At 71.0% G+C, this 26306-nt stretch carries 24 protein-coding genes and 1 other RNA gene; 13 read left to right on the plus strand and 12 right to left on the minus strand.

The genetic code is table 11. The annotated features are described in order from the left end of the window. The first annotated feature begins 57 nt into the window (after nucleotides 1–57). From coxB to ABCS02_RS06190, 3 genes are read left to right on the plus strand one after another with little or no spacing between them, the layout of a single operon-like run. The gene (coxB, locus tag ABCS02_RS06180) at nucleotides 58–945 is read left to right on the plus strand and encodes a cytochrome c oxidase subunit II (protein WP_345834713.1); all 888 of its coding nucleotides are present in this window, start codon (nucleotides 58–60) and stop codon (nucleotides 943–945) included. 25 nt (nucleotides 946–970) lie between these two features. Further along, nucleotides 971–2719, plus strand: coding sequence for a cytochrome c oxidase subunit I (gene ctaD, locus ABCS02_RS06185; RefSeq protein ID WP_345834714.1), 1749 nt, complete (start codon nucleotides 971–973; stop codon nucleotides 2717–2719). 3 nt (nucleotides 2720–2722) lie between these two features. Further along, nucleotides 2723–3145: a cytochrome c oxidase subunit 4 gene (locus ABCS02_RS06190; protein WP_345834716.1), complete on the plus strand. Its 423-nt coding sequence runs from the start codon at nucleotides 2723–2725 to the stop codon at nucleotides 3143–3145. A gap of 451 nt (nucleotides 3146–3596) precedes the next feature. Here the strand turns inward: ABCS02_RS06190 and ABCS02_RS06195 are convergent, their stop codons facing one another. From ABCS02_RS06195 to ABCS02_RS06215, 5 genes are all read right to left on the minus strand, one after another. Beyond that, the gene (locus tag ABCS02_RS06195) at nucleotides 3597–4403 is read right to left on the minus strand and encodes a methyltransferase domain-containing protein (protein WP_345834717.1); all 807 of its coding nucleotides are present in this window, start codon (nucleotides 4401–4403) and stop codon (nucleotides 3597–3599) included. 86 nt (nucleotides 4404–4489) lie between these two features. Further along, the gene (locus ABCS02_RS06200) at nucleotides 4490–6109 is read right to left on the minus strand and encodes a ubiquinol-cytochrome c reductase cytochrome b subunit (protein WP_345834718.1); all 1620 of its coding nucleotides are present in this window, start codon (nucleotides 6107–6109) and stop codon (nucleotides 4490–4492) included. After that, nucleotides 6106–7176, minus strand: coding sequence for a Rieske 2Fe-2S domain-containing protein (locus tag ABCS02_RS06205; protein ID WP_345834719.1), 1071 nt, complete (start codon nucleotides 7174–7176; stop codon nucleotides 6106–6108). Before ABCS02_RS06205 ends, ABCS02_RS06200 begins: the two co-directional genes overlap by 4 nt. Nucleotides 7177–7220: 44 nt before the next feature. Then, nucleotides 7221–8075: a c-type cytochrome gene (locus ABCS02_RS06210; RefSeq protein WP_345834720.1), complete on the minus strand. Its 855-nt coding sequence runs from the start codon at nucleotides 8073–8075 to the stop codon at nucleotides 7221–7223. Between the two features lie 24 nt (nucleotides 8076–8099). Then, a complete protein-coding gene (locus ABCS02_RS06215) occupies nucleotides 8100–8744 on the minus strand; it encodes a heme-copper oxidase subunit III (RefSeq protein WP_345834721.1) in 645 nt (214 codons plus the stop codon). 132 nt (nucleotides 8745–8876) lie between these two features. Between ABCS02_RS06215 and trpD the strand changes: the two genes are divergently transcribed. The 5 genes from trpD to ABCS02_RS06240 are packed head-to-tail and all read left to right on the plus strand — an operon-like array spanning nucleotide 8877 to nucleotide 13867. Then, complete coding sequence (gene trpD / locus ABCS02_RS06220; RefSeq protein WP_345834722.1) at nucleotides 8877–9926, plus strand: anthranilate phosphoribosyltransferase; 1050 nt, start codon at nucleotides 8877–8879, stop codon at nucleotides 9924–9926. 25 nt (nucleotides 9927–9951) lie between these two features. Continuing rightward, nucleotides 9952–10953, plus strand: coding sequence for a dihydroxyacetone kinase subunit DhaK (gene dhaK, locus ABCS02_RS06225; RefSeq protein WP_345834723.1), 1002 nt, complete (start codon nucleotides 9952–9954; stop codon nucleotides 10951–10953). 49 nt (nucleotides 10954–11002) lie between these two features. Continuing rightward, nucleotides 11003–11635: a dihydroxyacetone kinase subunit DhaL gene (gene dhaL / locus ABCS02_RS06230; RefSeq protein WP_345834724.1), complete on the plus strand. Its 633-nt coding sequence runs from the start codon at nucleotides 11003–11005 to the stop codon at nucleotides 11633–11635. Continuing rightward, entirely contained in the window at nucleotides 11632–12351 is a 720-nt protein-coding gene (gene dhaM / locus ABCS02_RS06235; RefSeq protein WP_345834725.1) for a dihydroxyacetone kinase phosphoryl donor subunit DhaM, read from the plus strand. The genes dhaL and dhaM overlap by 4 nt, the downstream gene beginning before the upstream one ends. Nucleotide 12352: 1 nt before the next feature. Then, on the plus strand, nucleotides 12353–13867 hold the full coding sequence (locus tag ABCS02_RS06240; RefSeq protein WP_345834726.1) for a leucyl aminopeptidase: 1515 nt from the start codon (nucleotides 12353–12355) through the stop codon (nucleotides 13865–13867). A gap of 205 nt (nucleotides 13868–14072) precedes the next feature. Here the strand turns inward: ABCS02_RS06240 and ABCS02_RS06245 are convergent, their stop codons facing one another. Together ABCS02_RS06245 and ABCS02_RS06250 are read right to left on the minus strand one after the other, a co-directional pair. Further along, nucleotides 14073–14573 carry a GNAT family N-acetyltransferase gene (locus tag ABCS02_RS06245; protein WP_345834727.1) on the minus strand — a complete coding sequence of 167 codons (501 nt, stop codon included), beginning with the start codon at nucleotides 14571–14573 and terminating at the stop codon, nucleotides 14073–14075. A gap of 1 nt (nucleotide 14574) precedes the next feature. After that, a complete protein-coding gene (locus ABCS02_RS06250) occupies nucleotides 14575–15864 on the minus strand; it encodes an aminotransferase class I/II-fold pyridoxal phosphate-dependent enzyme (protein WP_345834728.1) in 1290 nt (429 codons plus the stop codon). A gap of 61 nt (nucleotides 15865–15925) precedes the next feature. Between ABCS02_RS06250 and ABCS02_RS06255 the strand changes: the two genes are divergently transcribed. After that, nucleotides 15926–16570 carry a DUF1345 domain-containing protein gene (locus tag ABCS02_RS06255; protein ID WP_345834729.1) on the plus strand — a complete coding sequence of 215 codons (645 nt, stop codon included), beginning with the start codon at nucleotides 15926–15928 and terminating at the stop codon, nucleotides 16568–16570. Between the two features lie 13 nt (nucleotides 16571–16583). On the opposite strand, the gene ABCS02_RS06260 is transcribed toward ABCS02_RS06255, so the two are convergent. Beyond that, complete coding sequence (locus ABCS02_RS06260; RefSeq protein WP_345834730.1) at nucleotides 16584–17063, minus strand: dihydrofolate reductase; 480 nt, start codon at nucleotides 17061–17063, stop codon at nucleotides 16584–16586. Continuing rightward, nucleotides 17060–17869 carry a thymidylate synthase gene (locus ABCS02_RS06265; protein WP_345834731.1) on the minus strand — a complete coding sequence of 270 codons (810 nt, stop codon included), beginning with the start codon at nucleotides 17867–17869 and terminating at the stop codon, nucleotides 17060–17062. The genes ABCS02_RS06260 and ABCS02_RS06265 overlap by 4 nt, the downstream gene beginning before the upstream one ends. A gap of 73 nt (nucleotides 17870–17942) precedes the next feature. Here ABCS02_RS06265 and ABCS02_RS06270 point away from each other — a divergent pair, with 73 nt between their 5' ends. From ABCS02_RS06270 to rnpB, 4 genes are all read left to right on the plus strand, one after another. Beyond that, a complete protein-coding gene (locus ABCS02_RS06270; RefSeq protein ID WP_345834732.1) occupies nucleotides 17943–20243 on the plus strand; it encodes a cytosine permease in 2301 nt (766 codons plus the stop codon). A gap of 151 nt (nucleotides 20244–20394) precedes the next feature. Then, nucleotides 20395–21213, plus strand: coding sequence for a Nif3-like dinuclear metal center hexameric protein (locus ABCS02_RS06275; RefSeq protein ID WP_345834733.1), 819 nt, complete (start codon nucleotides 20395–20397; stop codon nucleotides 21211–21213). Nucleotides 21214–21244: 31 nt separating this feature from the next. Next, complete coding sequence (locus ABCS02_RS06280) at nucleotides 21245–21979, plus strand: DUF2730 family protein (protein WP_345834734.1); 735 nt, start codon at nucleotides 21245–21247, stop codon at nucleotides 21977–21979. 23 nt (nucleotides 21980–22002) lie between these two features. Then, nucleotides 22003–22356, plus strand: an RNA gene (gene rnpB / locus ABCS02_RS06285) — RNase P RNA component class A. 71 nt (nucleotides 22357–22427) lie between these two features. On the opposite strand, the gene ABCS02_RS06290 is transcribed toward rnpB, so the two are convergent. The 3 genes from ABCS02_RS06290 to kdpC are packed head-to-tail and all read right to left on the minus strand — an operon-like array spanning nucleotide 22428 to nucleotide 26292. After that, on the minus strand, nucleotides 22428–23120 hold the full coding sequence (locus ABCS02_RS06290; protein ID WP_345834735.1) for a response regulator: 693 nt from the start codon (nucleotides 23118–23120) through the stop codon (nucleotides 22428–22430). Then, the gene (locus ABCS02_RS06295) at nucleotides 23117–25639 is read right to left on the minus strand and encodes a DUF4118 domain-containing protein (RefSeq protein WP_345834736.1); all 2523 of its coding nucleotides are present in this window, start codon (nucleotides 25637–25639) and stop codon (nucleotides 23117–23119) included. Before ABCS02_RS06295 ends, ABCS02_RS06290 begins: the two co-directional genes overlap by 4 nt. Before the next feature lie 32 nt (nucleotides 25640–25671). Next, nucleotides 25672–26292, minus strand: a complete 621-nt coding sequence (gene kdpC, locus ABCS02_RS06300; RefSeq protein WP_345834737.1) for a potassium-transporting ATPase subunit KdpC — start codon at nucleotides 26290–26292, stop codon at nucleotides 25672–25674. Nucleotides 26293–26306: the final 14 nt, after the last annotated feature.

Genomic DNA, 26306 nt, shown 5'->3' on the forward strand with positions numbered 1-26306 from the left:
GAGAACGCCACATACAGTTGCATGTGAACTGTCCCCGAGTCTCTCGAAAGGTCACCGGTGCGTCACAATCGCCGTTTCCGATGGGTTGCAATCCCGATCGCAGCGACACTTGCCATCGTCCTCGCGGGCTGCACGCAGGCCCAGCTCCACGGATTCCTGCCGGGCTTCGTCGAGGGCCAGCAGCCCGTCACCAACCACACCGACCGCATCAGCGGCCTCTGGGTGACCAGCTGGATCGTTCTGCTCATCGTCGGCATCATCGTCTGGGGTCTCATCCTCTGGGCGGTCGTCGTGTACCGCCGCCGCAAGGGACAGACCGGGCTGCCGGTCCAGCTCCGCTACAACATGCCGATCGAGATCTTCTACACGATCGTGCCGCTCATCCTGGTCCTCGGCTTCTTCGCCTTCACGGCGCGTGACCAGAACGCCATCGAGCAGCCCTACGCGCACCCCGACCTCAAGATCCAGGTCTACGCCAAGCAGTGGGCGTGGGACTTCAACTACGTCACCGACAACGTGTACGACCCGGGGATCCAGGCGCAGCCGAGCGACACGAACGCGACGCCCGGCTCGGTGCAGGAGAGCCAGATCCCCACGCTCTACCTCCCCGAGAACAAGAAGATCACGATCCAGCTCGACTCGCGCGACGTGATCCACTCCTTCTGGGTTCCGGCCTTCCTCTACAAGAAGGACGTCATCCCGGGCAAGACCAACTACATGTACTTCTCGACCACGGGTCGCACCGGCACCTTCGTCGGCAAGTGCGCGGAGCTGTGCGGCGAGTACCACTCGGCGATGCTCTTCAACGTGAAGATCGTGTCGCAGAGCGAGTACGACGCCCACATCCAGTCGCTCCGCGACAAGGGCTTCACGGGCCAGCTCGGGTCCCAGTACGACCGCAACAACAACCTGCCCGGCACGGGCGCCCCCACGGGCAACGAGTGATTCCGGCAACGAGTAGGACAGACGCATGACGACGACAGCACCGGCGCCCGGAGCGACCACCGCGCCCGCTCCGAAGCCCACCCTCCTCACCGCCAACGGCGTTGAGCGCAAGGGCAACATCCTCGTGAACTACATCACGTCGACGGACCACAAGACGATCGGGTACATGTACCTGATCTCGTCGTTCATCTACTTCCTCATCGGCGGTGTGATGGCCCTCATCATCCGCGCCCAGCTCTTCGAGCCGGGTCTCGCGGTGGTGCAGACCAAGGAGCAGTACAACCAGCTCTTCACGATGCACGGCACGATCATGCTGCTGATGTTCGCGACGCCGCTGTTCGCCGGCTTCGCCAACGTGCTCATGCCGCTGCAGATCGGCGCCCCCGACGTGGCGTTCCCGCGTCTGAACGCGCTGGCGTACTGGTTCTACTCGTTCGGCTCGCTGATCGCGGTCGCCGGCTTCCTCACCCCGCAGGGTGCGGCCTCCTTCGGCTGGTTCGCCTACGCGCCGTTGTCGAGTACGACGTTCTCACCGGGGATCGGCGGCAACCTCTGGGTCCTCGGACTCGGCCTCTCCGGCTTCGGCACCATCCTCGGCGCCGTGAACTTCATCACGACCATCATCACGATGCGCGCCCCCGGTATGACCATGTTCCGCATGCCGATCTTCACCTGGAACACCCTGGTGACGTCGATCCTCGTGCTCATGGCCTTCCCGGTGCTCGCCGCCGCGCTGTTCGCCCTCGCGGCCGACCGCGTGTTCGACGCCCACATCTACGACGCCGCGAACGGCGGGGCACTGCTCTGGCAGCACCTGTTCTGGTTCTTCGGCCATCCCGAGGTGTACATCATCGCGCTGCCGTTCTTCGGCATCGTGTCCGAGATCTTCCCGGTGTTCAGCCGCAAGCCGATCTTCGGGTACAAGACACTCATCTACGCGACGATCTCGATCGCGGCGCTGTCCGTCACCGTGTGGGCGCACCACATGTACGTGACCGGCTCGGTGCTGCTGCCCTGGTTCTCGCTGATGACGATGCTCATCGCGGTCCCGACCGGCGTGAAGATCTTCAACTGGGTCGGCACGATGTGGCGCGGCTCGCTGACGTTCGAGTCGCCGATGCTGTGGTCGATCGGCTTCCTGATCACCTTCACCTTCGGCGGCCTCACCGGCGTCATCCTCGCGTCGCCGCCGCTCGACTTCCACGTGTCCGACACCTACTTCGTGGTGGCGCACTTCCACTACGTCGTGTTCGGCACGGTCGTGTTCGCCATGTTCGCCGGCTTCTACTTCTGGTGGCCGAAGTGGACGGGCAAGATGCTCAACGACCGTCTCGGCAAGTGGCACTTCTGGCTGCTGTTCATCGGCTTCCACACGACGTTCCTCATCCAGCACTGGCTGGGCGTCGTGGGCATGCCCCGCCGGTACGCGACCTACCTGCCGTCGGACGGCTTCACCTGGATGAACCAGGTCTCGTCGATCGGCGCCGGCATCCTCGCGATCTCGATGATCCCGTTCTTCGTGAACGTCTACCTGACGGCGCGCAACGCGCCGCGCGTCACGGTCAACGACCCGTGGGGCTACGGCCGCTCGCTCGAGTGGGCGACCTCCTGCCCGCCGCCGCGCCACAACTTCACGTCCATCCCGCGCATCCGCTCCGAGTCGCCGGCGTTCGACCTCAACCACCCCGAGGCCGGAATCCCGATCGGTGTCGGCGGCGGCAAGGACGCCCCGGACGCCCCCGTGCTCGACCTCTCGAACAACAAGGTGAAGTAACCCATGAGAGCCAATGCCATCCTCTTCTGGATCCTGTCGGTCTTCTTCATCCTCTCGGCGATCGTCTACACGCTGTGGAGCCTCCTCGACCCGATGCACATGAAGGTCGAGTGGGTCGGCACCGTCGCGCTGACGCTGAGCGCCATCCTGGCCGCCTTCATCGCGTTCTACGTGGGCCGCTCGCACTCCGCCCAGGGCGGTGAGCTGCCGGAGGACCGCCTCGACGCGAACATCGACGACGGCGACCCCGAGCTCGGCCACTTCTCCCCGTGGAGCTGGTGGCCGGTGGCCCTCGCAATGGGCGCCGCTCTGGTCATGCTGGGCCTCGCGGTCGGCTTCTGGATCTGCTTCATCGGCGTGGCCTTCAGCATCGTCTGCATCGTCGGCTGGGTCTACGAGTACTACCGCGGCTACTTCGCCCGCTGAGCCGCACGCACATCACGAAGGCCGTCTCCCCCGGGAGGCGGCCTTCGTCGTCCCCCGAGGCGGCGCATTCTCCGCCGCTTCGGCGTCCCGCCGCGATCCACCTGACAGAACACGCCGCCTGGGCGGCGCGTCAGGCGGCATGTCCTGTCAGACCGTTTGTTCAGGGGTCGCAACACGCCGCTTCGCGACCGGCTCGGCGGCGTGTTGCGTCCCCGCGTTCGAGAGGCAGCCGACATCCCGCAGCGATCTACCTGACAGAACACGCCGCCTGGGCGGCGCGTGGGCGGCATGTCCTGCCAGATCGTTTGTTCAGGGGTCGCAACACGCCGCTTCGCGACCTGCGTGGCGGCGCGTTGCGACCCCTGTCGACTGCGCGGCGGCGGCGGCGGCGACGCGTCGGGGACGCGGGTGGCGGGGCGGCAGGCGACGCCGCGGGGGCGGGTGGCGCGGGTCAGCGGGGGGTGAAGGTGAGGACGTCGACGGAGACGGTGGTCGCGTCGGTCGCGGCGGGAGTCGCGGCGGCGTGGCGAGCGGACGGGCCCATGGCGGCCAGGGCGGCCCGGAGCGCGTCGTCGAGGGCTAGCTCGTAGGACACGTGTTCGCGTGTCAGTGGGGCGTACAGCGGCTCTGCGGCCACGATGACGTCCTCCGCCTTGTCGGAGGGGATGTCGAGCATGGTGCCCTCCGCTCGCAGCGACGCGAGGTGGTCGGCGCGGGGCACGACGACGGCGAGCGTCCCGCCCGGCCGGAGGACGCGGTGGAACTCGGGGAGGTTGCGGGGCGCGAAGACGTCCAGCACCGCGTCCACGCTGTCCGAACGGACGGGGAGAGGCCGCCAGGTGTCCGCCACCAGGCCGTCGACGTCGGGCGACGAGCGCACGGCGCGGGCGACGGCCGCGGGGGAGAGGTCCATCGCGAGGCCGACGGCGCCGGGGGAGCCGGCGAGTACCGCGCGCAGGTAATAGCCCGTGCCGGCGCCCGCGTCCAGGACGCGCTCCGGCGGTGCGACGGCGGCGCCCACGGCTGACGCGATCGGCTCGTACGCCCCGCCCTCCAGCACCGTGTCGCGCGCGTCCAGCATCTCGGCCGTGTCGCCGACGAACTTGCTTCCGCCGCCGAGGAGGGAGACGTAGCCGCGCTTGTTGACGTCGTGACGGTGTCCGGCGGCGCAGCCCAGCGTGAGGCGGTCGACAGGCTCCAGGTCCTGTCCGCAGACGGGGCAGCGCAGCCAGGACGCCAGGCGGGTCAGGTCGGACACGGCGGCCTCCAGAACGGTCGAAAGCGGGGGACGGCGGATACACGAAAGCGCCGGTGCAGTCTCTGCACCGGCGCCCTCATGACCGATCAGTGGTGGCCGTGGCCCGACTCGAGCTCCGCGCGGGTCGGCGGGACCAGGCGGTCCTCGAAGAACCAGCGGGAGAGGCTGGCGCGCATGCGCGTGCCCGCCGTGATCTTGCCGCGCTTGTTCGGGCGGATCATCAGCGGCTCGTACGCCTCGTAGCTGATCAGGCGCCAGCGCTCGTAGTCGCTGAGCTGCTCGTGCACCTCGATGAACTCGCCGCCGGGGAGCTTCACGATGCGGCCGGTCTCGTAGCCGTGCAGGGCGATCGAGCGGTCCTTCTTCGCCAGCGCGATGCAGATGCGCTTGGTGAGGAAGTACGCCACGACCGGGCCGACGAAGAGGAGGGCCTGGAGGGTGTGGATGACGCCCTCCATCGTGAGCTTGAAGTGCGTCGCGATGATGTCCGACGAGGCCGCAGCCCAGAACACCGCGTAGAAGGTCACGCCGGCGGCGCCGATGGCCGTGCGGGTGGCCGCGTTGCGCGGACGGTCCAGGATGTGGTGCTCGCGCTTGTCGCCGGTGACCCACGCCTCGATGAAGGGGTAGATCATCACGGTCACGATGAAGAGACCGAGGATGGCGACCGGGACGATGATGTTGAACGACCAAGTGCGGTTCAGCCAGACGAACTCCCAGCCCGGCGGGACGAGACGCAGCGCGCCGTCCGCGAAGCCGATGTACCAGTCCGGCTGGGTGCCGGCGGACACGGGGGAGGGGTCGTACGGGCCGTAGTTCCAGATCGGGTTGATGGTGAAGAACGACGCCATGGCCGCGACGACACCGAACACGATGAAGAAGAAACCGCCGGCCTTCGCCGCGTACACCGGCAGGACCGGGTAGCCGACGACGTTGCCCTGGGTGCGGCCGGGAGCGGCGTACTGCGTGTGCTTGTGGACGACCACGAAAACGAGGTGCAGCGCGATGAACGCGACGACCAGCGCGGGCAGCAGCAGGATGTGCAGTGTGTAGAGGCGTCCGACGATCGCGGTGCCGGGGAACTCGCCGCCGAAGAGCAGGAACGAGATCCAGGTGCCGACGACGGGGAGGCCCTTGACCAGGCCGTCGATGATCCGGAGGCCGTTGCCCGAGAGCAGGTCGTCCGGGAGCGAGTACCCGGTGAAGCCCTCGGCCATCGCCAGGATGAACAGCGTGAAGCCGATCACCCAGTTCAGCTCGCGCGGCTTGCGGAACGCTCCGGTGAAGAAGATGCGGAGCATGTGCAGGCCGATCGCGGCCACGAACAGCAGCGCCGCCCAGTGGTGGATCTGACGCACGAGCAGGCCGCCGCGCACCTCGAACGAGATGTTGAGGGTGGACTCCATCGCCGCGGACATGTGGATGCCCTTGAGCGGGACGTAGGAGCCGTTGTAGACGACCTCCGCCATCGACGCCTGGAAGAAGAACGTCAGGAACGTCCCGGTCAGCAGGATGACGATGAAGCTGTAGAGGGCGACCTCACCGAGCAGGAAGGACCAGTGGTCGGGGAAGATCTTGCGCCCGAACTCCTTGACCGCGCCCGAGATGCTGGTGCGGTCCTCGATGTAGTTGGCGGCGGCAGCGGTGAAGCCGCCGCTCTTGGCCGTGGTGGGTGCCGCGGGGGCCGCGGCGGTCGAGGTGCTCAATGACGCTCCCAGAAACTCGGGCCGACGGGCTCGTGGAAGTCGCTGCGGGCGACCAGGTAACCGTCGGCGTCAACGGTGATCGGCAGCTGCGGCAGTGGCCGCTTCGCCGGTCCGAAGATGACCTGCGCCTCGTGCGTGATGTCGAACTGCGACTGGTGGCACGGGCACAGCAGGTGGTGGGTCTGCTGCTCGTAGAGCGCCACAGGGCACCCGACGTGCGTGCAGATCTTGGAGTAGGCGACGATGCCGTCGTAGTTCCAGTTCTCGCGGCCCTTGGACACGTGCAGGTCCTCGGGCTTGAGGCGCATGAGCAGGACGGCCGCCTTGGCCTTCTGCTCCAGCATGTCGGGGGCGTCGTTGAGGCCCTCGGGGATGACGTGGAAGGCGCTGCCGAGCGTGACGTCCGACGCCTTGATCGGCGTGCCGGACGGGTCGCGCGTGAGGCGGATGCCCTTGGCCCACATGGTCTGCGACAGCAGCTCCGCCGGGTCCACGCCCTGCGGCGCCAGGCCGCGGAACAGGATGATGCCGGGGAGCGGGAAGGCGATCAGCGCGCCGATGAGGCTGTTGCGGATCAGCACGCGGCGGTTGAAGCCGGACTCCTCGTCGGCCTGGCGGAAGATCTCCGCTGCGCGCTCGGTGGTCTGCTCGGAGCCGCGCACGGGGTGACGGAGGTCGACGCCCTCCTTCTCGTGCATGAGGGCCTTGCCCCAGTGCACCGCGCCGATGCCGATCGCGAGGAGGGCCAGCGTGATGCCGATACCGATGAACAGGTTGTTCAGGCGGACCGAACCCGGGTCGCTCGCGTTGATCGGGAACGCCATGTAGGCGGCGACCGCCCAGACGGAGCCCGCGATCGACAGGTAGAACAGCGTGTAGACGGTGCGCTCGGCGCGCCGCTCCTTCGTGGGGTCGAGGTCGGTCACCCGCTGCCGATGCGGCGGGAACCCGGGGTTCTCCACGGCATCGCGGATGACGACCGCCGTTCCGGGGTCGCCGGTACGGTGCACGTCGACGGCCGACGAACTGGGCGTCAGCTCGTGACCGCCGATCTCGTCCTGTGCCATTGTTCTCCTTCTTACGCTGTGCTTCTACAAGTACGACAGGACGGTCAGTTGGACTTCGCCGTGATCCACACGGTCAGCGCCACGATGGCGCCCAGACCGAAGATCCAGAGGAAGAGTCCCTCGGCCACCGGGCCGAGCGAGCCGAGCTCGATGCCGCCCGGGGACGGGTTGTTCTGGATGTACTTGAGGTACGTGATGATGTCGGCCTTGCCCTGGGGCGAGATGTTCAGGTCGTTGAAGACCGGCATGTTCTGCGGGCCGGTGACCATGGCCTCGTAGATGTGCTTGGCGCTCACACCGGTGAGCGGCGGGGCGTACTTGCCCTCGGTGAGGGCTCCACCGGCGCCGGCGACGTTGTGGCACATCGCGCAGTTGATCCGGAAGAGCTGGGCGCCGTTGGCGGCGTCGCCCTTGCCGTCGAGGTACTTCTGCTCGGGGATCGACGGCCCGGGAGCGAGGGAGGCGACGTAGTCGGCCAGGGCCGCGACCTCTTCGTTCGAGAACTGGACCGGCTTCTCCTGGGCCTGCGGGCCCTGCATCTGCATGGGCATGCGGCCGGTGCCGACCTGGAAGTCGACCGCGGCGGCGCCGACGCCGATGAGGGACGGCGCGTTGACCGTGCCCTGGGCGTCCATGCCGTGGCAGGTGGCGCAGTTGGCCTGGAAGAGCTTCTCGCCCTGCGAGACCGACGACTTGGAGGCCGTCTGGACCTGCGGGGTGTCGGCGGAGGCCGTGGTCGTGGTGAACGCGGCGTAGGCTCCGCCGGTCAGGCCGAGGCCGATGGCGAGCAGGGCGACGGTGGCGAGCGGGTGGCGGCGACCGGTCTTGCGCGCGGCCTTCGCGTTACGCGATGGCGCTGCTGCGCGGGACTTCTGGGTGCCGGGGACGCGGGGACGCATGAGGTGAGGTCAGCTCCTGTTGATCTATCGGATGATGTAGATGACCGCGAACAGTCCGATCCACACGACGTCGACGAAGTGCCAGTAGTACGACACGACGATGGCGCTCGTGGCCTCTTTGTGGCCGAAGGTCTTGACCGCGAAGGCGCGGCCGATGACGAGGAGGAAGGCGATGAGGCCGCCGGTGACGTGGAGGGCGTGGAAGCCGGTCGTCAGATAGAAGGCGGAGCCGTAGGCGTTGGCGTCGAGCGAGATGCCCTCGGAGACGAGCGTGGCGTACTCGAGCACCTGACCGGAGACGAAGATGGCGCCCATGATGTAGGAGAGGGCGAACCACTCGACCATGCCCCACTTCCAGAACTGCAGCACCCCGCCCGCGCGCCGCGGCTGGAGCCGCTCGGCGGCGAACACGCCCATCTGGCAGGTCACCGAGCTCAGCACGAGGATGATCGTGTTCGTGAGCGCGTACGGGACGTTGAGGTGCGCCGTCTCGGCGGCCCACAGATCGGGCGACGTCGACTTGAGCGTGAAGTAGATCGCGAACAGACCCGCGAAGAACATCACCTCGGAGCCGAGCCAGACGATCGTGCCGACGGCCACGACATTGGGCCGGTTGATCGCCGGCGCACTCGTTGCAGGGGAAATGGAGGTGCTCGTCACAAATCCCATTATGGCTGAAAAGAAGCCGTGGTTTTCTCACCTGAAAGGCACGAATATGCCTCGATTCGGGAAAGGACCGCTGGATACCTGGTACAAACGGGCGGCTCCCCGTGGCGTGTCGCCTCCCCATAGGATCGCTGTATGACGGAAAAGCAGTCCTGGTCGTCCGTGCTCACCTCCCTTCTGGCCCGTGAGGACCTGAGTGTGGCGGACGCGGCGTGGGCGATGGACCAGGTCATGTCGGGCGAGGCCACGGAGGCCCAGCTCGCCGCTTTCCTCATCGCGCTGCGTGCCAAGGGCGAGACCGTGGACGAGATCGTGGGCTTCCGCGACGCCATCCTCGACCACGCGGTCCCGCTCGACGTCGACCCGATGGCGCTCGACATCGTCGGGACCGGAGGCGACCGGTTCGGCACGGTGAACGTCTCGACCACGGCCTCCATCGTCGCCGCGGCCGCCGGGGTGCCCGTCATCAAGCACGGCAACCGGGCCGCCAGCTCGTCGTCCGGATCGTCGGACGTGCTGGCCGCGCTCGGCATCGACCTGACACTGCCGCCGGAGCGGGTGGCCGAGGTGCTGAGGAGCACCGGGATCACCTTCGCGTTCGCCAGCGCCTTCCACCCGGGCTTCGCCAATGCGGGCCCCGTGCGGTCGCAGCTCGGCGTTCCGACCGTTTTCAACTTCCTCGGTCCGCTGTGCAACCCGGCGCGTCCCGAGGCGTCCGCGGTGGGCGTCGCGACGCTCGACCGCATCCCGCTGATCGTCGGCGTGTTCCAGACCCGCGGCGCGACCGCGCTGGTCTTCCGCGGCGACGACGGCCTCGACGAGCTGTCGACCACCGGTCACAGCCACGTCTGGGAGGTCTCCAGGGGCCTCGTCACCGAGCACGACATCGACCCGCGCGATCTGGGCATCCCGCGCGCCAGGATCGAGGACCTGCTCGGGAAGGACGCCGCGTACAACGCGGCTGTCGTGCGTGCCGTGCTCGCGGGCCAGGAGGGCCCCGTGCGCGACATCGTCCTGCTCAACGCGGCGGCCGGGCTCGTGTCCTACGAGCTCGCGTCCGACCCGTCGAGGGTCCAGGTGTCCATCCTGGATCGGTTCCGTTCGCACATGGCGGTCGCCGCCCAGGCGATCGACTCCGGGGCTGCGGCCGCGAAGCTCGAGGAATGGGTCGAGGCGACGCACTGACAGCAAGTGGAAGGAAGGGTTTTCGATGAAGAAGCTCATCAACGACGTACCCGACGTCGTGACCGAGTCCCTCGCGGGGTTCGGACGGGCTCACGCGGACATCGTCACGGTGTCGCAGGACCCCCGCTTCGTCTCCCGGGCCGACGGCCCGGTGCGCGGCAAGGTCGGCCTGGTCAGCGGAGGAGGCAGCGGCCACGAGCCGCTGCACGCCGGATTCGTGGGGAAGGGCATGCTGGACGCGGCCGTTCCCGGTGAGGTCTTCACCTCGCCCACGCCGATGCCGATCGTCGAGGCCACCAAGGCCGCGGACGGCGGCGCCGGAGTCCTCCACATCGTCAAGAACTACACCGGCGACGTGCTGAACTTCGAGACGGCGGCCGACCTGGTGGGCGCGGAGGGCATCACGGTGCGCGCCGTCGTGACCAACGACGACGTCGCGGTCCAGGACTCCCTCTACACCGCGGGCCGTCGTGGCGTCGCGGGCACCGTGCTGGTGGAGAAGATCGCCGGAGCGGCGGCCGACCGGGGCGACGACCTCGACGCCGTCACCGCGGTCGCCGAGAAGGTCAACGCCAACGTGCGCTCGATCGGCCTCGCGCTCACCGACGGCACCGTCCCGCACGCGGGCGAGCCCGGCTTCGTGCTCCCGGAGGACGAGATCGAGTTCGGCGTCGGCATCCACGGCGAGCCGGGCCGCGAGCGGATCAAGCTGGAGCCGGCCGACCGGCTGGTGGACCGGATGATGGACGCCATCCTCACCGACCTGCCGTTCTCCTCCGGCGACACCGTGCTGCTGTTCGTCAACGGCATGGGCGGCACGCCGCTCTCGGAGCTCTACATCCTGTTCCGGCGCGCGGCGGAGATCCTTGACGAGAGGGGGATCGTCCTCGGCCGGTCGCTGGTCGGGAACTACGTCACCTCGCTGGAGATGCAGGGCGCCTCGATCTCGGTGCTGAAGCTGGACGACGAGCTGACCGCCCTGTGGGACGCGCCGGTGCACACCGCCGCACTCCGCTGGGGCGTCTGAGCGGCGTACGCTCCACAGACCGGATACGACACAAGGGAAGGATGCGCTGATGGCGCTGGACACGAACTGGGTCACCTCCTGGGTCTCGGCCGCGGCGACGACCGTGGGCGAGCACAAGGGTGAGCTGAACACGCTCGACCGGGAGATCGGCGACGGCGATCACGGCGAGAACATGGACCGCGGGCTGCGCGCGTCCGTGGACGCGCTGGGTAAGCTGCCCGCCGACGCGACGCCGTCCGCGGCGCTGCGCTCGGTGGCGATGACCCTGATCTCCACGGTCGGCGGCGCGTCCGGCCCGCTGTACGGCACGGCCTTCCTCAAGGCGGCCGAGCCGGTCGGCGACGCGGCGGCGGTCGACGGGGAGACCCTCGTCGCGCTGCTCACGGCGGCGCGCGACGGCATCGTGTCCCGCGGCAAGGCGGAGTCCGGCGACAAGACGATGATCGACGCCTGGACGCCCGCGGTGGAGGCGGCCTCGGCCGCGCTCGCCGCGGGGTCCGACCCGGCGGCGATCCTCGACGCGGCGGCCGCGGCGGCCGAGCAGGGTTCGGACGCCACGATTCCGCTGGTCGCCCGCAAGGGCCGCGCCAGCTACCTGGGCGAGCGCTCGGCCGGCCACCGCGACCCCGGAGCGCAGTCGACCGCGCTGATCCTGCGGGCGGCCGCAGAGGCGGCGGGATGACCGGGAAGGTCGGGCTCGTCTTCGTGTCGCACAGCTCGCAGCTCGCCGCCGGCGCGGTCGCCCTCGCGGGGCAGATGGCGCCGTCGGTGACGCTGCTGGCGGCGGGCGGCACGGACGACGACGGGATCGGCACCAGCTTCGGCAAGGTGATGACCGCGGTGGGGGAGGCCGACCAGGGCTCCGGCGTCGTGGTCGTCAGCGACCTGGGCTCGGCGCTGCTGACCGCGGAGACCGTGCTCGACCTGCTGCCGGAGGACGAGCGCGCCCGCGTGCGCGTCGTCGACGGACCCTTCGTGGAGGGCGGCGTCGCCGCGGCCGTCGCCGCGGAGACCGGAGCCGACCTCGCGGGGGTCGCTGCCGCGGTGGAGGGCGCGCGCTCGGCGTGGGCCGACGCGGAGTCGGCGCCGGCCGCCGCTCCGGCCGCGCCTGCCGACGCGCCCGCCGCTGTTCGGGGCGCCGACGGCTACACGCGCGAGGTGCTCGTGCGCAACCCGCAGGGCCTCCACGCCCGGCCCGCCGCCGAGTTCGTCAAGCTCGCCAACACCTTCCCGGTGAAGGTGACCGTGAACGGCAAGGACGCGAAGAGCCTGCTCGGTGTGATGTCGCTCGGGCTCACCGCGGGGGCGACGGCCTCCATCGCGTCGCCGGACAGCGAGGGGGAGGCCGCGGTGGACGCCCTGGTCGACCTGGTCGAGAGCGGATTCGGGGAGGTCTGAGATGACTTCGGCGGTGCGCAGCCTCATCCCGGCGTCGTTCACCCCCGTACCGTCATACCGGCCGGAGCACGTCGTCGGCTTCGAGGCCGTGACCTCCTTCGCTCCGGGACTGGACGCGATCGGGATCGCGGTGGGCACGGACGGTCCGGTCGACGCCGACCTCGGCCTCGACCGGGACGCGCTCACGCGCGCCGGGTTCGAGGGCAAGCCCGGCCAGACCCTTCTGATCCCGACCGAGGCCGCGCCGCTGCTCTACGCGGTCGGCTCCGGCGTTCCGGAGGACCTCACCGCAGACACTATCCGCGACCTCGCCGCCGCCTTCGCCCGCGCGGCGTCGTCGTCGGCTGCGCTCGGCCTGCGCCTGCCCGCGACCGGCGCGGTCCCTCCCGAGCGCGTCGGCCAGGTCGTGGCGGAGGGTGCGCTGCTCGGCCGCTACCGGTACTCCGAGCTGAAGTCGGCGCCGACGGTCACCGAGCTCACCCGGCTCGAACTGCTCGTGGACGAGGCGCCGTCCTCGGCCGTGGCCGACGGGCTCCCCGCCGGTGGGCTCGCCGCGCGCGGCGCCGCGATCGCCCGCGACCTCGCCAACACCCCGCCCGGCCATCTGACCGCCACCGACTTCGGCGAGCTCGCCCTGGAACTGGCAGGCGACTTCGGCCTGGAGGTGGAGGTCTTCGACCGGCAGCAGCTCGTGGACCTCGGCTGCGGCGGACTGCTCGGCGTCAACGCCGGGAGTGCGGAGGAGCCACGGATGATCCGGCTCCGCTACCTCCCGGAGGGCGAGCCGACCGGGCACCTGGCGCTCGTCGGCAAGGGCATCATGTACGACTCCGGCGGCATCAGCCTCAAGCCGTCGGACCCGATGCACCTGCTGATGAAGATGGACATGGGCGGCGCCGCCGCGATCTTCGGCGCGCTGACCAGCCTCCAGGACCTGGGCTGCACGACGATGGTCACGGCGTTCCTGATGTGCACGGACAACATGCCGTCCGGCTCCGCGTACAAGCTGGGCGACGTGCTCATCGCACGCGGCGGCACGACGGTGGAGGTCAAGAACACCGACGCGGAGGGCCGCCTGGTGCTGATGGACGGCCTCGTGCTCGCCACCGAGGAGGAGCCCGACGCGGTCGTGGACATCGCGACCCTCACCGGCGGGGCGCTGCTGGCGCTGGGGCCGGCCAGGGCGGCGCTGTTCGCGTCCGACCAGGGGCTGGCCGACGCGATCGTGGCGGCCTCCCGCAGCACGGACGAGAAGGTCTGGCAGCTCCCGCTGGAGACCGCCTACCGCAAGCTGCTGGACTCCGACATCGCCGACCTCGCCAACGTCGGCGGTCCCTACGCGGGCGCGACGACGGCCGCGCTGTTCCTTCGGGAGTTCGTCGGCGAGACCCCATGGGCGCACCTCGACATCGCGGGCACGATGAACGCCGACTCCGACGACGCGTGGCGGTCGAAGGGCGCGACCGGCTACGGCGCGCGGCTGCTCGCTGAGCTCGCCCTCCGCTTCCGCCGCTAACGGAGGACATCCACCCCGCCGCCCCTCCCAAAGTCGGCCAACGGAGGACATCCGCCCCTCCCCACCCCCAATCTCCTCCGTTACCGACGCCCCGGCGCCTCCGCCCCCGTCGCTAACGGAGGAGATCCCGGCCGACCGAGCCCCGAAGTCCTCCGTTGGCTGCCGACACGCCGCTGCGGGAGCCGGATGCCCTCCGTTCGCGACGTCAGAGGTCGGCGGCCATTTCGAGTTCGAGGGCGGTGCGGTCGAGCGGGTACGGCTGCGTGCGGCCGGTGAAGGCGAAGCCGCGGCGCTCGTAGTAGTGGATCGCGGCCGCGTTGTGCTCGTGGACCTCCAGCAGCAGGCGGCCGGAGCGCTGGCGCGCCCAGTCGACGACCGCGTCCAGGAGGGCGTCGGTGACGCCCTGCTCCCGGCCGCGCGCGGCGGGCGTCACGTAGACGCCGACCAGGTGCGGGTCGGGGGAGCCGGACGCGTGGAAGCCGCCCATCGTCCCCAGCCAGCGGCCGTCCGGCGCGACCGCGGCGAACAGCCGGCTGCTCGGCGACGTGTTCGCCGCGCGCCTGCGCCAGTGCTCGTCGGGGTGCATCCGGGCCGCGGCCAGCGTCTCCAGGAACGCGATGGGCGTGTCCTCCAGCATCTCCAGCCGGATCGCGCGGTACGCGGTCCAGTCGGCCTCCACGCTGGGGCGGACGACCCAGGACGTCACGTCAGTTCCGCTCGGCGAGCAGCGCCTCGGTCTCGGCGAGCAGGATGGCCGTGCAGAGCCCGTCGAGGGCCGCGCGCAGCTCCGCCAGCGGAGGGAAGGTCGGCGCGATGCGGATGTTCGCGTCGCGCGGGTCCTCGCCGTACGGGAACGTCGCCCCGGCGGGCGTCACCGCGATGCCGGCCTCCTTCGCGAGCTGGACGGCGCGCTTGGCGCAGCCGTCGAGCACGTCCAGGCTGACGAAGTAGCCGCCGTGCGGCGCGTTCCAGGCGCCGGCGCCCCACGGCTCCAGCCGCGCGCGGAAGGCCTCGTCCACCGCGGCGAACTTGGGCTCCAGGATGGCGCGATGCTTCTCCATGTGCGCCGCCAGGCCCTCGGCGTCGCGCAGGAGCTGGACGTGGCGCAGCTGGTTGATCTTGTCCGGGCCGATGCTCTGCGCGGCCGAGTTGTGCTGGTACCAGGCGATGTTCGCCTCCGACCCGCCGATGAACGCGACGCCCGCTCCGGGGTACGTGACCTTGGAGGTGGAGGCGAAGATCAGCGGGCGGTCCGGGTTGCCGGCCTCGGCGGCCAGCGCCAGGATGTCGATCGGCTCCGGCCGCTCGTCGCTCAGGTGGTGGACGACGTAGGCGTTGTCCCAGAACAGCCGGAAGTCGGCGGCGGCGGGCAGCGACACCAGGGCGCGCGCGACCTCCTCGCTGTAGACAGCGCCGGACGGGTTGGAGTACACCGGCACGCACCACATGCCCTTGATGCTGTCGTCCGTCGCCAGCAGCGTCTCGATCGTGGCGATGTCGGGTCCGTCGTCGTTCATCGGCACGGCGATCATCCGGATGCCGAAGCGCTCGCAGATCGTGAAGTGCCGGTCGTAGCCGGGCACCGGGGCGAGGAAGCTGATCGGCTGGTGGCTCCACGGCAGGTCGCCGCCGGGGACGCCGTGCAGCAGCGCCTGTGCGACCGTGTCGTGCATGACCGTGAGGCTGGAGTTGCCGAGCGCGAGGAGCTGGCCGACCGGCACCCGCAGCGCGTCGGCGAAGATCGCGCGCAGCTCGGGGAGGCCGTTCGGACCGCCGTAGTTGCGCAGGTCCGTCCCCGCGGCGTCCCGGTAGGCGCCGTCGGGCAGGTGCAGGAGGTCGTTCGAGAGGTCGAGCTGCTCGGCGGACGGCTTGCCGCGCGTGATGTCGAGGGCGAGGCCGGCGGCCTTCAGCTCGTCGTAGGCGCGCGCGAAGTCGGCGTGCGCGGCGCGGAGCGCTTCGGTGTCGAGGTCGGCGAGAGGTGCGGGAGCGGTGGTCACAATCCGATCGTACCGGCGCGCTGGCGTCGACGCCCTGGCGTGACGTGCGAACATCCGTTGTGTGACGGACGAATTGAAGCGCGGCCGCGGGCACACCCGGATGAAGCTGTACATCGCCCTGGCGGTCGGCGTCGTGGTGGCGGTCGTCCTCTCCTTCTTCGAGGTGGTGCACCACGCGATCCTCACCGGCTGGGCGGCGGCCTGCCTCGTGTACGTCGTGTGGATCTGGACGACGGTCTGGCGCATGGACGCGGAGCAGACGCGCAGCCACGCGCGGCTGGAGGACCCGGGGCGCCGGACGGTGGACCTGGTGCTCATCATCACGGCGCTGGCCAGCGTCTTCGCGGTCGTGTGGGTGCTGGTGGAGGCGCGCAGCCTCAAGGGCGGCGCGCAGCTCGCCATCGCTCTGCTCGCGATCGTGAGCATCGCGCTGTCGTGGGTGCTCGTCCACACCCTCTACACGCTGCGCTACGCGCGGATCTACTATCGCCGGGACGGCGGCGTCGACTTCAACCAGAAGGAGCCGCCGCAGTACAGCGACTTCGCCTACCTCGCCTTCACACTGGGGATGACGTTCCAGGTGTCGGACACGAACATCTCCAGCCCGTACCTGCGGCGGGCCATCCTGCGCCACACGCTGCTGTCGTACGTGTTCGGCACCGTCATCGTCGCGGCGACCGTGAACCTGGTGGCGGGACTGACCTAGCGCTCGTATCCGCCTAGCGCTCGTAGCGGACGAAGCGGTAGCGCATCCCGTTCGCGGCATCCAGCCACGGGCCGGGGTCGCCGTGCCACTCCGGGCCGAGTGCGGGGGCGACCGTGTCGCCCTCCACGGCGAGGTCGATCTCGGTCACCTCGACGCGGTCCGCGAGCGGCAGCGCCTGCGTGTAGAGCTGGGCGCCGCCCATGATCCACACCGTGCCGGCCTCCGCGGCGCTCAGTGCGCCTTCGAGCGAGTGGACGACCGTCGCGCCCGGCGCCGCGTAGCCCGGGTCGCGCGTCACGACGATGTTCGCCCGGCCGGGGAGGGGCCGGAACCGCTCGGGCAGGGACTCCCAGGTGCGGCGTCCCATGACCACCGGGTCGCCGCCGGTCAGCTCTCGGAAGTGCTTGAGGTCTTCGGGCAGGTGCCACGGCATGACGCCGCCGGCGCCGATGACGCGGTCGTGGGCCTGCGCCCAGATCAGGGCCAGGCTCATACCGCGACAGCCGCGCGGATCGCGGGGTGGTGCTGGTAGTCCTTCACCACGAAGTCCTCGAACCGGTAGTCGAAGACGCTCTCCGGCTTCCGCGCGAACCGCAGCGTCGGCGCGGGATACGGGTCGCGGGTCAGCTGCTCGGTGACCTGCTCGACGTGGTTGTCGTAGATGTGGCAGTCGCCGCCGGTCCAGATGAAGTCGCCGGGCTCCAGGCCGACCTGCTGGGCGACCATCATCGTGAGGAGCGCGTAGCTGGCGATGTTGAAGGGGACGCCGAGGAACATGTCCGCGCTGCGCTGGTAGAGCTGGCAGGAGAGCCGGCCGTCGGCGACGTAGAACTGGAAGAACGCGTGGCACGGTGCGAGCGCCATGTCCGGGATGTCGGCGACGTTCCAGGCGGAGACGATGATCCGGCGGGAGTCCGGGTTGTCGCGGAGGGTGTCGATCACCTGCTGGATCTGGTCGATGTGGGTTCCGTCGGGCGCCGGCCACGACCTCCACTGCACCCCGTAGACCGGGCCGAGCTCGCCGCGCTCGTCGGCCCACTCGTCCCAGATCGTGACGCCGTTGTCGCGCAGCCAGCCGACGTTGCTCTCGCCGCGGAGGAACCATAGCAGCTCATAGGCGATCGACTTGAAGTGCACCCGCTTGGTGGTGATCAGCGGGAAGCCCTCGGCGAGGTCGAACCGGAGCTGGCGGCCGAACACGCTGCGCGTCCCCGTGCCGGTGCGGTCGGACTTGTGGCTGCCGTTCGCGAGGACGTCGCGCAGCAGGTCTTCGTACGGAGTCGGGATCGGCGTGCTCATCGAGACGATGGTACTTCTCCGGAGGCGAGGATGCCCCCTGACCCGCTGAGCGTTACGGTCGTAGGCTCGGAGCATGGAGCGGGCCGATGGCGTGAAGCGGAATGGCGTCGCGGAGCCGGGCGGAGCACGCCACAGCGACGACGAGCTCGCCGACGCGCTCCAGGTCGAGGTCGACCGCGCGACGGCGGCCATCCCCATCGTCGCGGGGCCGCCTCCCGCCGCGGACGCGGACGACGCGGCGGCACTCAGCGACGCGGAGGTCACGGCGATCGTGGACGCGGACCTGCGCATCCACGACACGTTCGGGGCGATCCAGCATCTGCAGAACGTGCTGCAGGCGCGGGCGACGGCGGCGATCCCGCTGGTGGGGGAGCCGGCGCACGACGGCGAGGAGGAGGACGAGGACGAGGAGGACGACTGGGTCGGGCCGCCGACGCAGTTGATCAGCTTCGACGACCTCCCGGTGCGGCGGCGGGACGACGGGCCGCAGCCGACGTACAGCGCGTGGGTGGGGGCGGCGGTGCCGCAGCCGGCGGCGCCTGCGCAGCCCGCTCCGCAGCAGCCTGCCCCGCAGCAGCCTGTCCAGCAGCAGCCGGACGTGTCGCCGCCCAAATTCCCGACGATCGCGCTCGACACCTCGACCTCCGAGCAGCAGCAGCCTCCTGCTCCCGAGACCCCCGCGCCGCGCGTCGAGCCGCTCGGCCTCGTGCCCGAGGAGTACGCTCCGCGCGACTCGCAGCCGCTCCCCGTCGCCCTCCCCGTGGCGCTCACCGCGCCGGTGGCCGGTGCCGAACCCGCGCCGGTGGCCAGCCATGACGTCGCCCCGGCCGCGACCCCCGAGCACGACGTCGCCGACGACGTGCGCAGCACGCCGACCCCGGTCGCGTCGCCCCGCCCGCCCGAGGACGCCGCCCCGCTGCACACCGCCCCTGTCGCGCCTCCCGCATTCGTGCCGGAGACCGTGGACCTGGAGCCCACGCCGTTCGACCGGCGGGCGGGGCACGCTTCGCGGCTGTTCTGGCTCTGGTTCGCGGGCACTTCCTCCCTGATCAGCGTGGGCGTGGGCGCGACCCTGTTCCTGCTCGGGCTGAGCCTCCGCCAGCTTCTGGTCGCGACGCTGTTCGGGGTCGCGCTGTCGTTCCTGCCGCTCGGGCTGGGGACGCTCGCGGGCAAGTGGAGCGGGCAGCCCACGATGGTCGTGTCGCGCGCCATCTTCGGCCTCCGCGGCAACGCCCTCCCGACCGCGCTGGCGCTGGTCACCAAGCTGTTCTGGGGCTCCGTGCTGCTCTGGCTGGCCGGGTCGGCCGCGGGATCGCTGGCCGTCTCCGAGGGCTGGGCGCACAGCGCGGCCATCCCGACCGCGATCGCGCTGGCCGTGACGATCGCCGCCGCCGGGGTCGTGGCCTTCTTCGGCTACGGGCTCGTCTCCCGGGTGCAGCTCGTGCTCACGATCGCCTCGGCGGTGCTGATCGCCGTGACGATCGCGGCGACCTGGCGGCACGTCGACCTGTCGCGCGCGCTCGCCGTCCCCGACGCGCTCTGGACGCACGTCGTCACCGGCGCGGTGCTCGTGTTCAGCTACGTCGGGCTGGCCTGGGCGATGAGCAGCGCGGAGGTCGCCCGGTACCAGCGCCGGCGGTCCTCCGGCGCGGCGGGGATGCTGTGGGCGACGTTCGGGGCCGGGGTGCCGCCGTTCGTGCTCGTCTCCTACGGCGGCTTGCTCGCAGCCTCCGACCCGCGCCTGGCCGCCGAGCTGGCCAGCGACCCGGTGGGAGGGTTCGTGCGGCTCGGCCTCCCGGCCTGGTACCCGGTCCCGCTGCTGCTGGCGGTGGGGCTCAGCCTGATCTCGGCGCTTGTGCTCACGATCTACTCGGGCGGCTTCACCCTCGACGCGCTCGGCGTGCGGCTCGGCCGGCGCTGGAGCACGGTGGTCATCGGCGCCGTGATCGCGGTCGCGGGCGTCGTGCTCGCCCTCACGGTGAGCGAGCTGGACGAGGTCATCCGCGGCATCCCGACCGCGCTGTCCGTGCCGGTCGCCGCGTGGGCCGGGCTGTTCGCCGGCGAGATGATGCTGCGCACCCGCCGCTTCCACCACGGCTCGCTGCTGAACCGCGGCGGCGTCTACCCGGACTGGCGCTGGGCCAACCTCACGATGCTCGTGGTCGCCAGCGCGATCGGGCTCGGCTTCGTCAGCTCGCCGCTGCCGTGGCTGGCCTGGGAGGGCTACCTGGTCCGGCTGCTCGGCGCCGACCCGCACGCCGGGATCGGCGCGAGCAACGTCGGCGTGCTGCTCGCGCTCGGCATCGGGCTGGTGACGCCGATGGTGTCGGGCGTCCGCGAGGTGCGGCGGCAGGAAGCGGTGGTGATGCCGTAGCCAACGGAGGACATCACCGCCGCCCACACCCCCAAAAGCAGGCAACGGAGGAGATCGGGGTCCAAATCCGGCCCATCTCCTCCGTTGGCTGCCGACAGCGGGCGCGGCTCTCCGGAACTCCTCCGCTGGCGACAGGGCTAGGCTCTACTCCGTGCCGCACTCTCTCCGTTCCGTCTGCGAGGTCGTCGAATCGCTCTGGCCGATCGCCGGCGCAGAGGGATGGGACGCGCCGGGGCTCGTCTCCGGCGACCCGGCCGCGAGCGTGGAGCGCATCCTCCTCACGGTGGACGCCGTGGCCGCGACCGTCGACGAAGCCGTCGGGCTGGACGCCGACCTCCTGATCGCCCACCACCCGCTGCTGCTGCGCGGAGTGACCTCCGTCGCCGAGGACCGCTACAAGGGCTCGCTGCTGGCGACCCTGATCCGCAACGACTGCGCGCTGATCGCGGCGCACACCAACGCCGACGTGGTGGCGGACGGCACGAGCGCCGTCCTGGCCGCCGCCCTCGGCCTCCGCGACACAGCGCCGATCGCGCCCGCGCCCGACGGCGTCACCGGCATCGGCCGGGTCGGCACGCTGGCCGAGCCGACGACGCTCGGCGCGCTCGCCCGCGCGCTCGCCGACCTCCTGCCGCCGACCGCCGGGGGAGTCCGCGCGGCCGGCGACTACCACCAGCCCGTCTCGCGCGTCGCGGTGTGCGGCGGCGCAGGCGACTCGCTGCTGGCCAGCGACGCCGTGCGCGGCGCGGACGTCTATATCACCGCCGACCTCCGCCACCACCCGGCGTCGGAGGCGCGCGAGCAGGCTGTCCTCGGCGGCGGTCCCGCCCTCCTCGACGTCTCGCACTGGGCGAGCGAGTGGCTGTGGCTCGACACGGCCGCCGAGAGCCTCCGCCGCGCGCTGCCCGGCGTGGAGGTCGTCGTCAGCGAGCTGCGCACCGACCCCTGGGATTTCGCGATCCTGCAATGACACGTACGACAGAACCAGCAGAGAGCAGAGCATGAAAGCCAGCCCCTCCGACCAGAACGAGCTCCTCCGGCTGCAGGCCGCCGACACCCGGCTCGCCCAGCTCGACCACACCGTCCGCAACCTCCCGCAGGCCAAGGAACTCGCGGCGCTGCAGCCCGAGGTCGACGCCCTGCGCGCACGGTGGATCGCCGCGACCGGCGAGGTGGAGGACGCCCGCGCCGAGCTGAAGCGGGTCGAGTCCGACGTGGAGGTCGTGGAGGCGCGCAAGCGCAGGGACAGCGACCGGTTGCAGCACACGTCCTCGGTGAAGGACGTCCAGGCGCTGGAGGCCGAGCTCGCGTCGCTCGCCAAGCGCCAGGGCGACCTGGAGGAGATCGAGCTGACGGTCATGGAGCGCCTGGAGGGACTGGAGGCGAGCCTGTCCGGCATCGACGCCGAGCGCGATGAGCTGGAGGGCAAAGTGAAGGAGCTGGAGGCCTCCCGCGACGGCGAGGCCGGCACGGTCGGCGCCCAGCGCGACGCCCTCGCCCGCGACCGCGCCACGATCGCCGGGGCGCTCCCCGCCGACCTGGTCGCCCTCTACGAGCGGCAGCGGTCGCGGTACGGCGTCGGCGCCGCGCTGCTGCTGCGCGGGGTGTCGATGGGCTCGAACGTGAAGCTCACCGAGTCCGACCTCGCGGAGATCCGCCGGGCGGCGGCCGACGACGTGGTGCTCTGCCCGGACAGCGGCGCGATCCTGATCCGCAACGAGGAGTCCGGGCTCTAGCTGCGCTAGTGTTGGGCGCGGAATGGGTCGGCCAGACGGTCGCGTCGGTCCGCGCGAGCGGGCCGCCGAGGAACGTCCGGGCTCCGCAGAGCAGGGTGGTGGGTAACACCCACCCGGGGCAACCCGCGAGAAAGTGCAACAGAAAGCAGACCGCCTCGCACGCGAGTGCGCGGTAAGGGTGAAACGGTGGTGTAAGAGACCACCAGCGGCCGGGGTGACTCGGCCGGCTGGGTAAACCTCGCCCGGAGCAAGGTCAGACAGGGGACCATGAGGCTGCTCGTCTCGTCCCCGGGTAGACCGCTAGAGGGCGGCGGCGACGTCGTCCCGAGAGAGATGGCCGTCCACGACAGAACCCGGCGTATCGGCCGACCCGTTCCGCCCAACCCGCGAGCACGCGAATTGTCTGCGTACTCGGCGCTTTTCGATGGATTAATCGCGTACTCGGCGGTCAGTCGGGGTCGGGGGTGAAGCGGTAGCCCATGCCGGCCTCGGTGAGGAGGTAGCGCGGGGTGGACGGGACGGGCTCCAGCTTCTTGCGGAGTTGAGCCAGGTACAGGCGCAGGTAGCCGGTGTCGTTCGTGTACTGCGGACCCCAGACCTGCGTGAGCAGTGCCTGCCGCGTGACCAGCCGGCGCGGATTGCGCACCAGCACCTCCAGGATCGCCCACTCGGTCGGCGTCAGCCGCACCGGGGACTCGCCGTCGGCCGTGCGCTTCAGCACCTGGTGGGCGGCGAGGTCCACGGTGATGTCCCCGAACCGCACCGCCGGCTCGTCGGCCGGGCCGGACTGGCGCCGCGTCAGCGCCCGGATGCGCGCGAGCAGCTCGTCGGCCGCGAACGGCTTGGTCACGTAGTCGTCGGCGCCCGCGTCGAGCGCGTCCACCTTGTCGGCGGAGCCGGTGCGGCCGGAGACGACCAGGATCGGGACGGTCGACCAGCCGCGCAGCCCCTCGATCACCTCGATGCCGTTCAGCTCGGGCATCCCGAGGTCGAGCATGACCAGGTCGGGATGGTGCTCCACCGCCTGCGTCAGGGCCTCCGCGCCGGTGCGGGCGGTGAGCACCTCGTAGCCGCGCGCGGTGAGGAGGATGCGCAGGGCGCGCAGGATCTGCTGGTCGTCGTCGGCGATCAGGATCCTCATGGCGTCTCCTCCGTGGTCGGGGTGGCAGGGGTCGGGGCGGCGGGCGTGGTCGCGGCCGGCAGCGACACCACCATCGTGAGGCCGCCTCCCGGGGTGTCCTCGGCCTCCAGCGTGCCGCCCATCCCCTCGGCGAATCCCTTCGAGAGCGCGAGACCCAGCCCGATCCCGGTGTCGTTGTCCGTGTCGCCGAGCCGCTGGAACGGCAGGAAGACGGCCTCGCGGCGCTCGCCGGGTATGCCGGGCCCGTGGTCGACGACCCGCAGCTGCACCGTCCCGCCGAACTCGCTCGCCGCGATCACGGGCGGCCGGCCGTCCGGCGAGAACCGCAGGGCGTTGCCGAGCAGGTTCACGAGCACGCGCTGCAGCAGCACGCCGTCGGCGAGCACCGGAGGCACGGTCTCCGCCAGGTCCAGCTCCACCTTCGCCGGTCCCAGCCCCAGTTCTTCGAGCGCGGCCGGGATGACGTCCTCCAGCTCGGTCGGCGCGAGCGAGACGCCGAGCACGCCCGCCTGCACGCGGCTGACGTCGAGGAGGTTGGTGACCAGCGTGGCGAGTCCGTCGAGGCTGTCCTCCGCGGTCTCCAGCAGCGCCTCGCGGTCTCCGTCGCTGAGCGCCAGATCGCGCTGGCGCAGCGTGGTGACGGCGGCCGTCGCCGCGGCGAGCGGTCGGCGCAGGTCGTGCCCGACCGCCGCGAGCAGCGCGCTGCGCACCCGGTCGGCCTCGGCGAGCGGGCCGAGCTCGCTCGCGGTCGCGGCGAGCTCGCGGTGCTCCAGCGCCGCGTCGAGCTGCGCGACGATCGCCGCGAGCAGGCGGCGGTCGGCGGCCTCCAGGTCGCGGCCGGACAGCTCCAGCGTGCCGCGGTCGCCCACCGCGATGCGCTGCGTGTGCGCGGAGTCCGCCGGCTCGCCGTCGGTGGAGACGACCTCGTCGCCGTCCAGGAGGCGCACCCCGGTGAGTGCGAACGCCTCGCGCGTGCGGGTCACCAACGCCTGGAGCGCGTCCTCGCCGCGGATGACGCCGCCGGCGACCGTGGCCAGCAGCTCGGCCTCCGCGGCGGCGCGCTGGGCGGCGCGCGTGCGGCGTGCCGCCTGGTCCACCACCAGGCTGACCAGCGCGGCGATGACCATGTAGAGGATCAGCGCCAGCAGGTGCAGAGGCTCCGCGATGGTGATCGTGTAGAGCGGGGCGACGAAGAAGTAGTCGAGCGTCAGCCCGGACAGCAGCGCGGCGAACAGCGCGGGCCAGATCCCGCCGACCAGCGCCACGACCACCACCAGCAGCTGGTAGCTGAGCACGTCGGCCGTCATCGACTCGCCCGAGCGCATGCTCACCAGCACCAGCGTCAGCAGCGGGCCGCCGATCAGCGCGAGGAGGAAGCCGTAGACCTGCCGCCGGGTCGTGAGGCCGCCGCGCGGTCGCGGCAGCGAGAACCGGCCGCCCGCCCGGGAGTGCGTCACGATGTGCACGTCGATGTCGCCGGACTCCCTGACCACCGTCGCGCCGATGCCCGGCCCGGTCAGCAGCGCCGCGAGCCGGCTGCGCCGCGAGACGCCGATGACCAGCTGGGTCGCGTTCTCGCCGCGCGCGAACTCGACCAGCGCCTGCGGGATGTCGCTGCCGACCACCTGGTGGTAGCTGCCGCCGAGCTGCTCCACCAGCGCGCGCTGCGCCGCGAGCGCGCCGGGCGTCGCCTCGCGGAGGCCGTCCTGGCTGGTGACGTGCACCGCGAGCAGCTCGCCGCCGGCCGAGCGGGCGGCGATCCGGGCGCCTCGGCGCAGCAGCGTCTCGCCCTCAGGCCCGCCGGTGAGCGCGACGACGACGCGCTCGCGGGCCTCCCACTTGCCGGCGATGCCGTGCTCCGCGCGGTACTGCTGGAGGGCGCTGTCCACCTCGTCGGCCAGCCAGAGCAGCGCCAGCTCGCGCAGCGCGGTCAGGTTGCCGAGCCGGAAGTAGTTGGAGAGCGCGGCGTCCACCCGCGCCGCCGGGTACACGACGCCCTCCGCGAGCCGGTCGCGCAGCGCCTGCGGGGCGAGGTCGACCACCTCGATCTGGTCGGCGCGGCGCAGCACGGCGTCCGGGATGGTCTCGCGCTGCTGCACGCCGGTGATCTGCTCGACCACGTCGTTCAGGGACTCGATGTGCTGGATGTTGACCGTCGACATCACGTCGATGCCGGCGGCCAGCATCGCGTCCACGTCCTCCCAGCGCTTCGCGTTCTCCAAGCCGGGCGCGTTGGTGTGGGCGAGCTCATCCACGAGGGCGAGCTGTGGCGCGCGGGCGAGCACCGCGTCCAGGTCCAGCTCAGTGAGCTCCACCCCGCGGTGCTCGACCGTGCGCCGCGGCACGACCTCCAGGCCCTCCAGCATCGCGGCGGTGGCGGCGCGGCCGTGGGTCTCCACGACCGCGACGACGACGTCCTTGCCGAGCGCCTTCAGCCGCTTGCCCTCCTCGAGCATCGCGTACGTCTTGCCGACGCCGGGCGCCGCGCCGAGCATGACCCGGAGGTGGCCACGCGCCATTCGCTCTCGATCCCCTTCTCGCTGTCGGCCGGTCAGCGGCCGAGCCGGGCCAGCGCCAGGTTGAGCTGGAGCACGTTCACGGTCGGGTCGCCGAGGTAGCCGAGGTCCCGTGCTTGAATCCTAGACTCGACCAGCTTCTTCACCGTTGCTTCGGGCAGCCCGCGGGCCTCCGCGACGCGCTTGACCTGCAGCAGGGCGTAGGCGGGGGAGATGTGCGGATCGAGCCCCGAACCGGACGCGGTCACTGCGTCGGACGGGATCGCCGACGCCGGCACCCCGTCCAGCTTCTCGATCGCGGCGGTGCGGTCCTGCACAGCCTTCACCTGAACTGGGTTGCCGGTGGCGAGGTTGCTGCCGGAGGACGCCGCCGCGTCGTAGCCGGCGGGGCCGTTCGACGTCGCCGCGGACGGGCGCGACTGGAACCACTGCGGCAGCGGGTTGCCCTTCGCGTCGGTGAAGGCCTGGCCGATGAGGGTCGAGCCGACGGTCTTCCCGTCCTGCGTGACCATCGACCCGTTCGCCTGGGCCGGGAAGGCGAGCTGCCCGATCCCGGTGACGACGAACGTGTAGGCGACGCCGAGCGCGACGGTGAGCACGATCATGGCGCGGATGGCGACCCAGTACTGGCGCCAGGCGCCGCGGAGGCGGTTCATTTGTTCTGCGATTC

The sequence above is a fragment of the Microbacterium sp. X-17 genome, from assembly GCF_039615055.1.

What these genes read in the sequence shown, in the direction of transcription:
- ctaD (WP_345834714.1), top strand. Translation starts at nt 971, where the DNA reads ATGACGACGACAGCACCGGCGCCCGGAGCGACCACCGCGCCCGCTCCG.
- ABCS02_RS06190 (WP_345834716.1), top strand. Translation starts at nt 2,723, where the DNA reads ATGAGAGCCAATGCCATCCTCTTCTGGATCCTGTCGGTCTTCTTCATC.
- ABCS02_RS06205 (WP_345834719.1), bottom strand. Translation starts at nt 7,176, where the DNA reads ATGGCACAGGACGAGATCGGCGGTCACGAGCTGACGCCCAGTTCGTCG.
- ABCS02_RS06210 (WP_345834720.1), bottom strand. Translation starts at nt 8,075, where the DNA reads ATGCGTCCCCGCGTCCCCGGCACCCAGAAGTCCCGCGCAGCAGCGCCA.
- ABCS02_RS06215 (WP_345834721.1), bottom strand. Translation starts at nt 8,744, where the DNA reads ATGGGATTTGTGACGAGCACCTCCATTTCCCCTGCAACGAGTGCGCCG.
- trpD (WP_345834722.1), top strand. Translation starts at nt 8,877, where the DNA reads ATGACGGAAAAGCAGTCCTGGTCGTCCGTGCTCACCTCCCTTCTGGCC.
- dhaK (WP_345834723.1), top strand. Translation starts at nt 9,952, where the DNA reads ATGAAGAAGCTCATCAACGACGTACCCGACGTCGTGACCGAGTCCCTC.
- dhaL (WP_345834724.1), top strand. Translation starts at nt 11,003, where the DNA reads ATGGCGCTGGACACGAACTGGGTCACCTCCTGGGTCTCGGCCGCGGCG.
- dhaM (WP_345834725.1), top strand. Translation starts at nt 11,632, where the DNA reads ATGACCGGGAAGGTCGGGCTCGTCTTCGTGTCGCACAGCTCGCAGCTC.
- ABCS02_RS06240 (WP_345834726.1), top strand. Translation starts at nt 12,353, where the DNA reads ATGACTTCGGCGGTGCGCAGCCTCATCCCGGCGTCGTTCACCCCCGTA.
- ABCS02_RS06260 (WP_345834730.1), bottom strand. Translation starts at nt 17,063, where the DNA reads ATGAGCCTGGCCCTGATCTGGGCGCAGGCCCACGACCGCGTCATCGGC.
- ABCS02_RS06265 (WP_345834731.1), bottom strand. Translation starts at nt 17,869, where the DNA reads ATGAGCACGCCGATCCCGACTCCGTACGAAGACCTGCTGCGCGACGTC.
- ABCS02_RS06270 (WP_345834732.1), top strand. Translation starts at nt 17,943, where the DNA reads ATGGAGCGGGCCGATGGCGTGAAGCGGAATGGCGTCGCGGAGCCGGGC.
- ABCS02_RS06280 (WP_345834734.1), top strand. Translation starts at nt 21,245, where the DNA reads ATGAAAGCCAGCCCCTCCGACCAGAACGAGCTCCTCCGGCTGCAGGCC.
- ABCS02_RS06290 (WP_345834735.1), bottom strand. Translation starts at nt 23,120, where the DNA reads ATGAGGATCCTGATCGCCGACGACGACCAGCAGATCCTGCGCGCCCTG.
- ABCS02_RS06295 (WP_345834736.1), bottom strand. Translation starts at nt 25,639, where the DNA reads ATGGCGCGTGGCCACCTCCGGGTCATGCTCGGCGCGGCGCCCGGCGTC.
- kdpC (WP_345834737.1), bottom strand. Translation starts at nt 26,292, where the DNA reads ATGAACCGCCTCCGCGGCGCCTGGCGCCAGTACTGGGTCGCCATCCGC.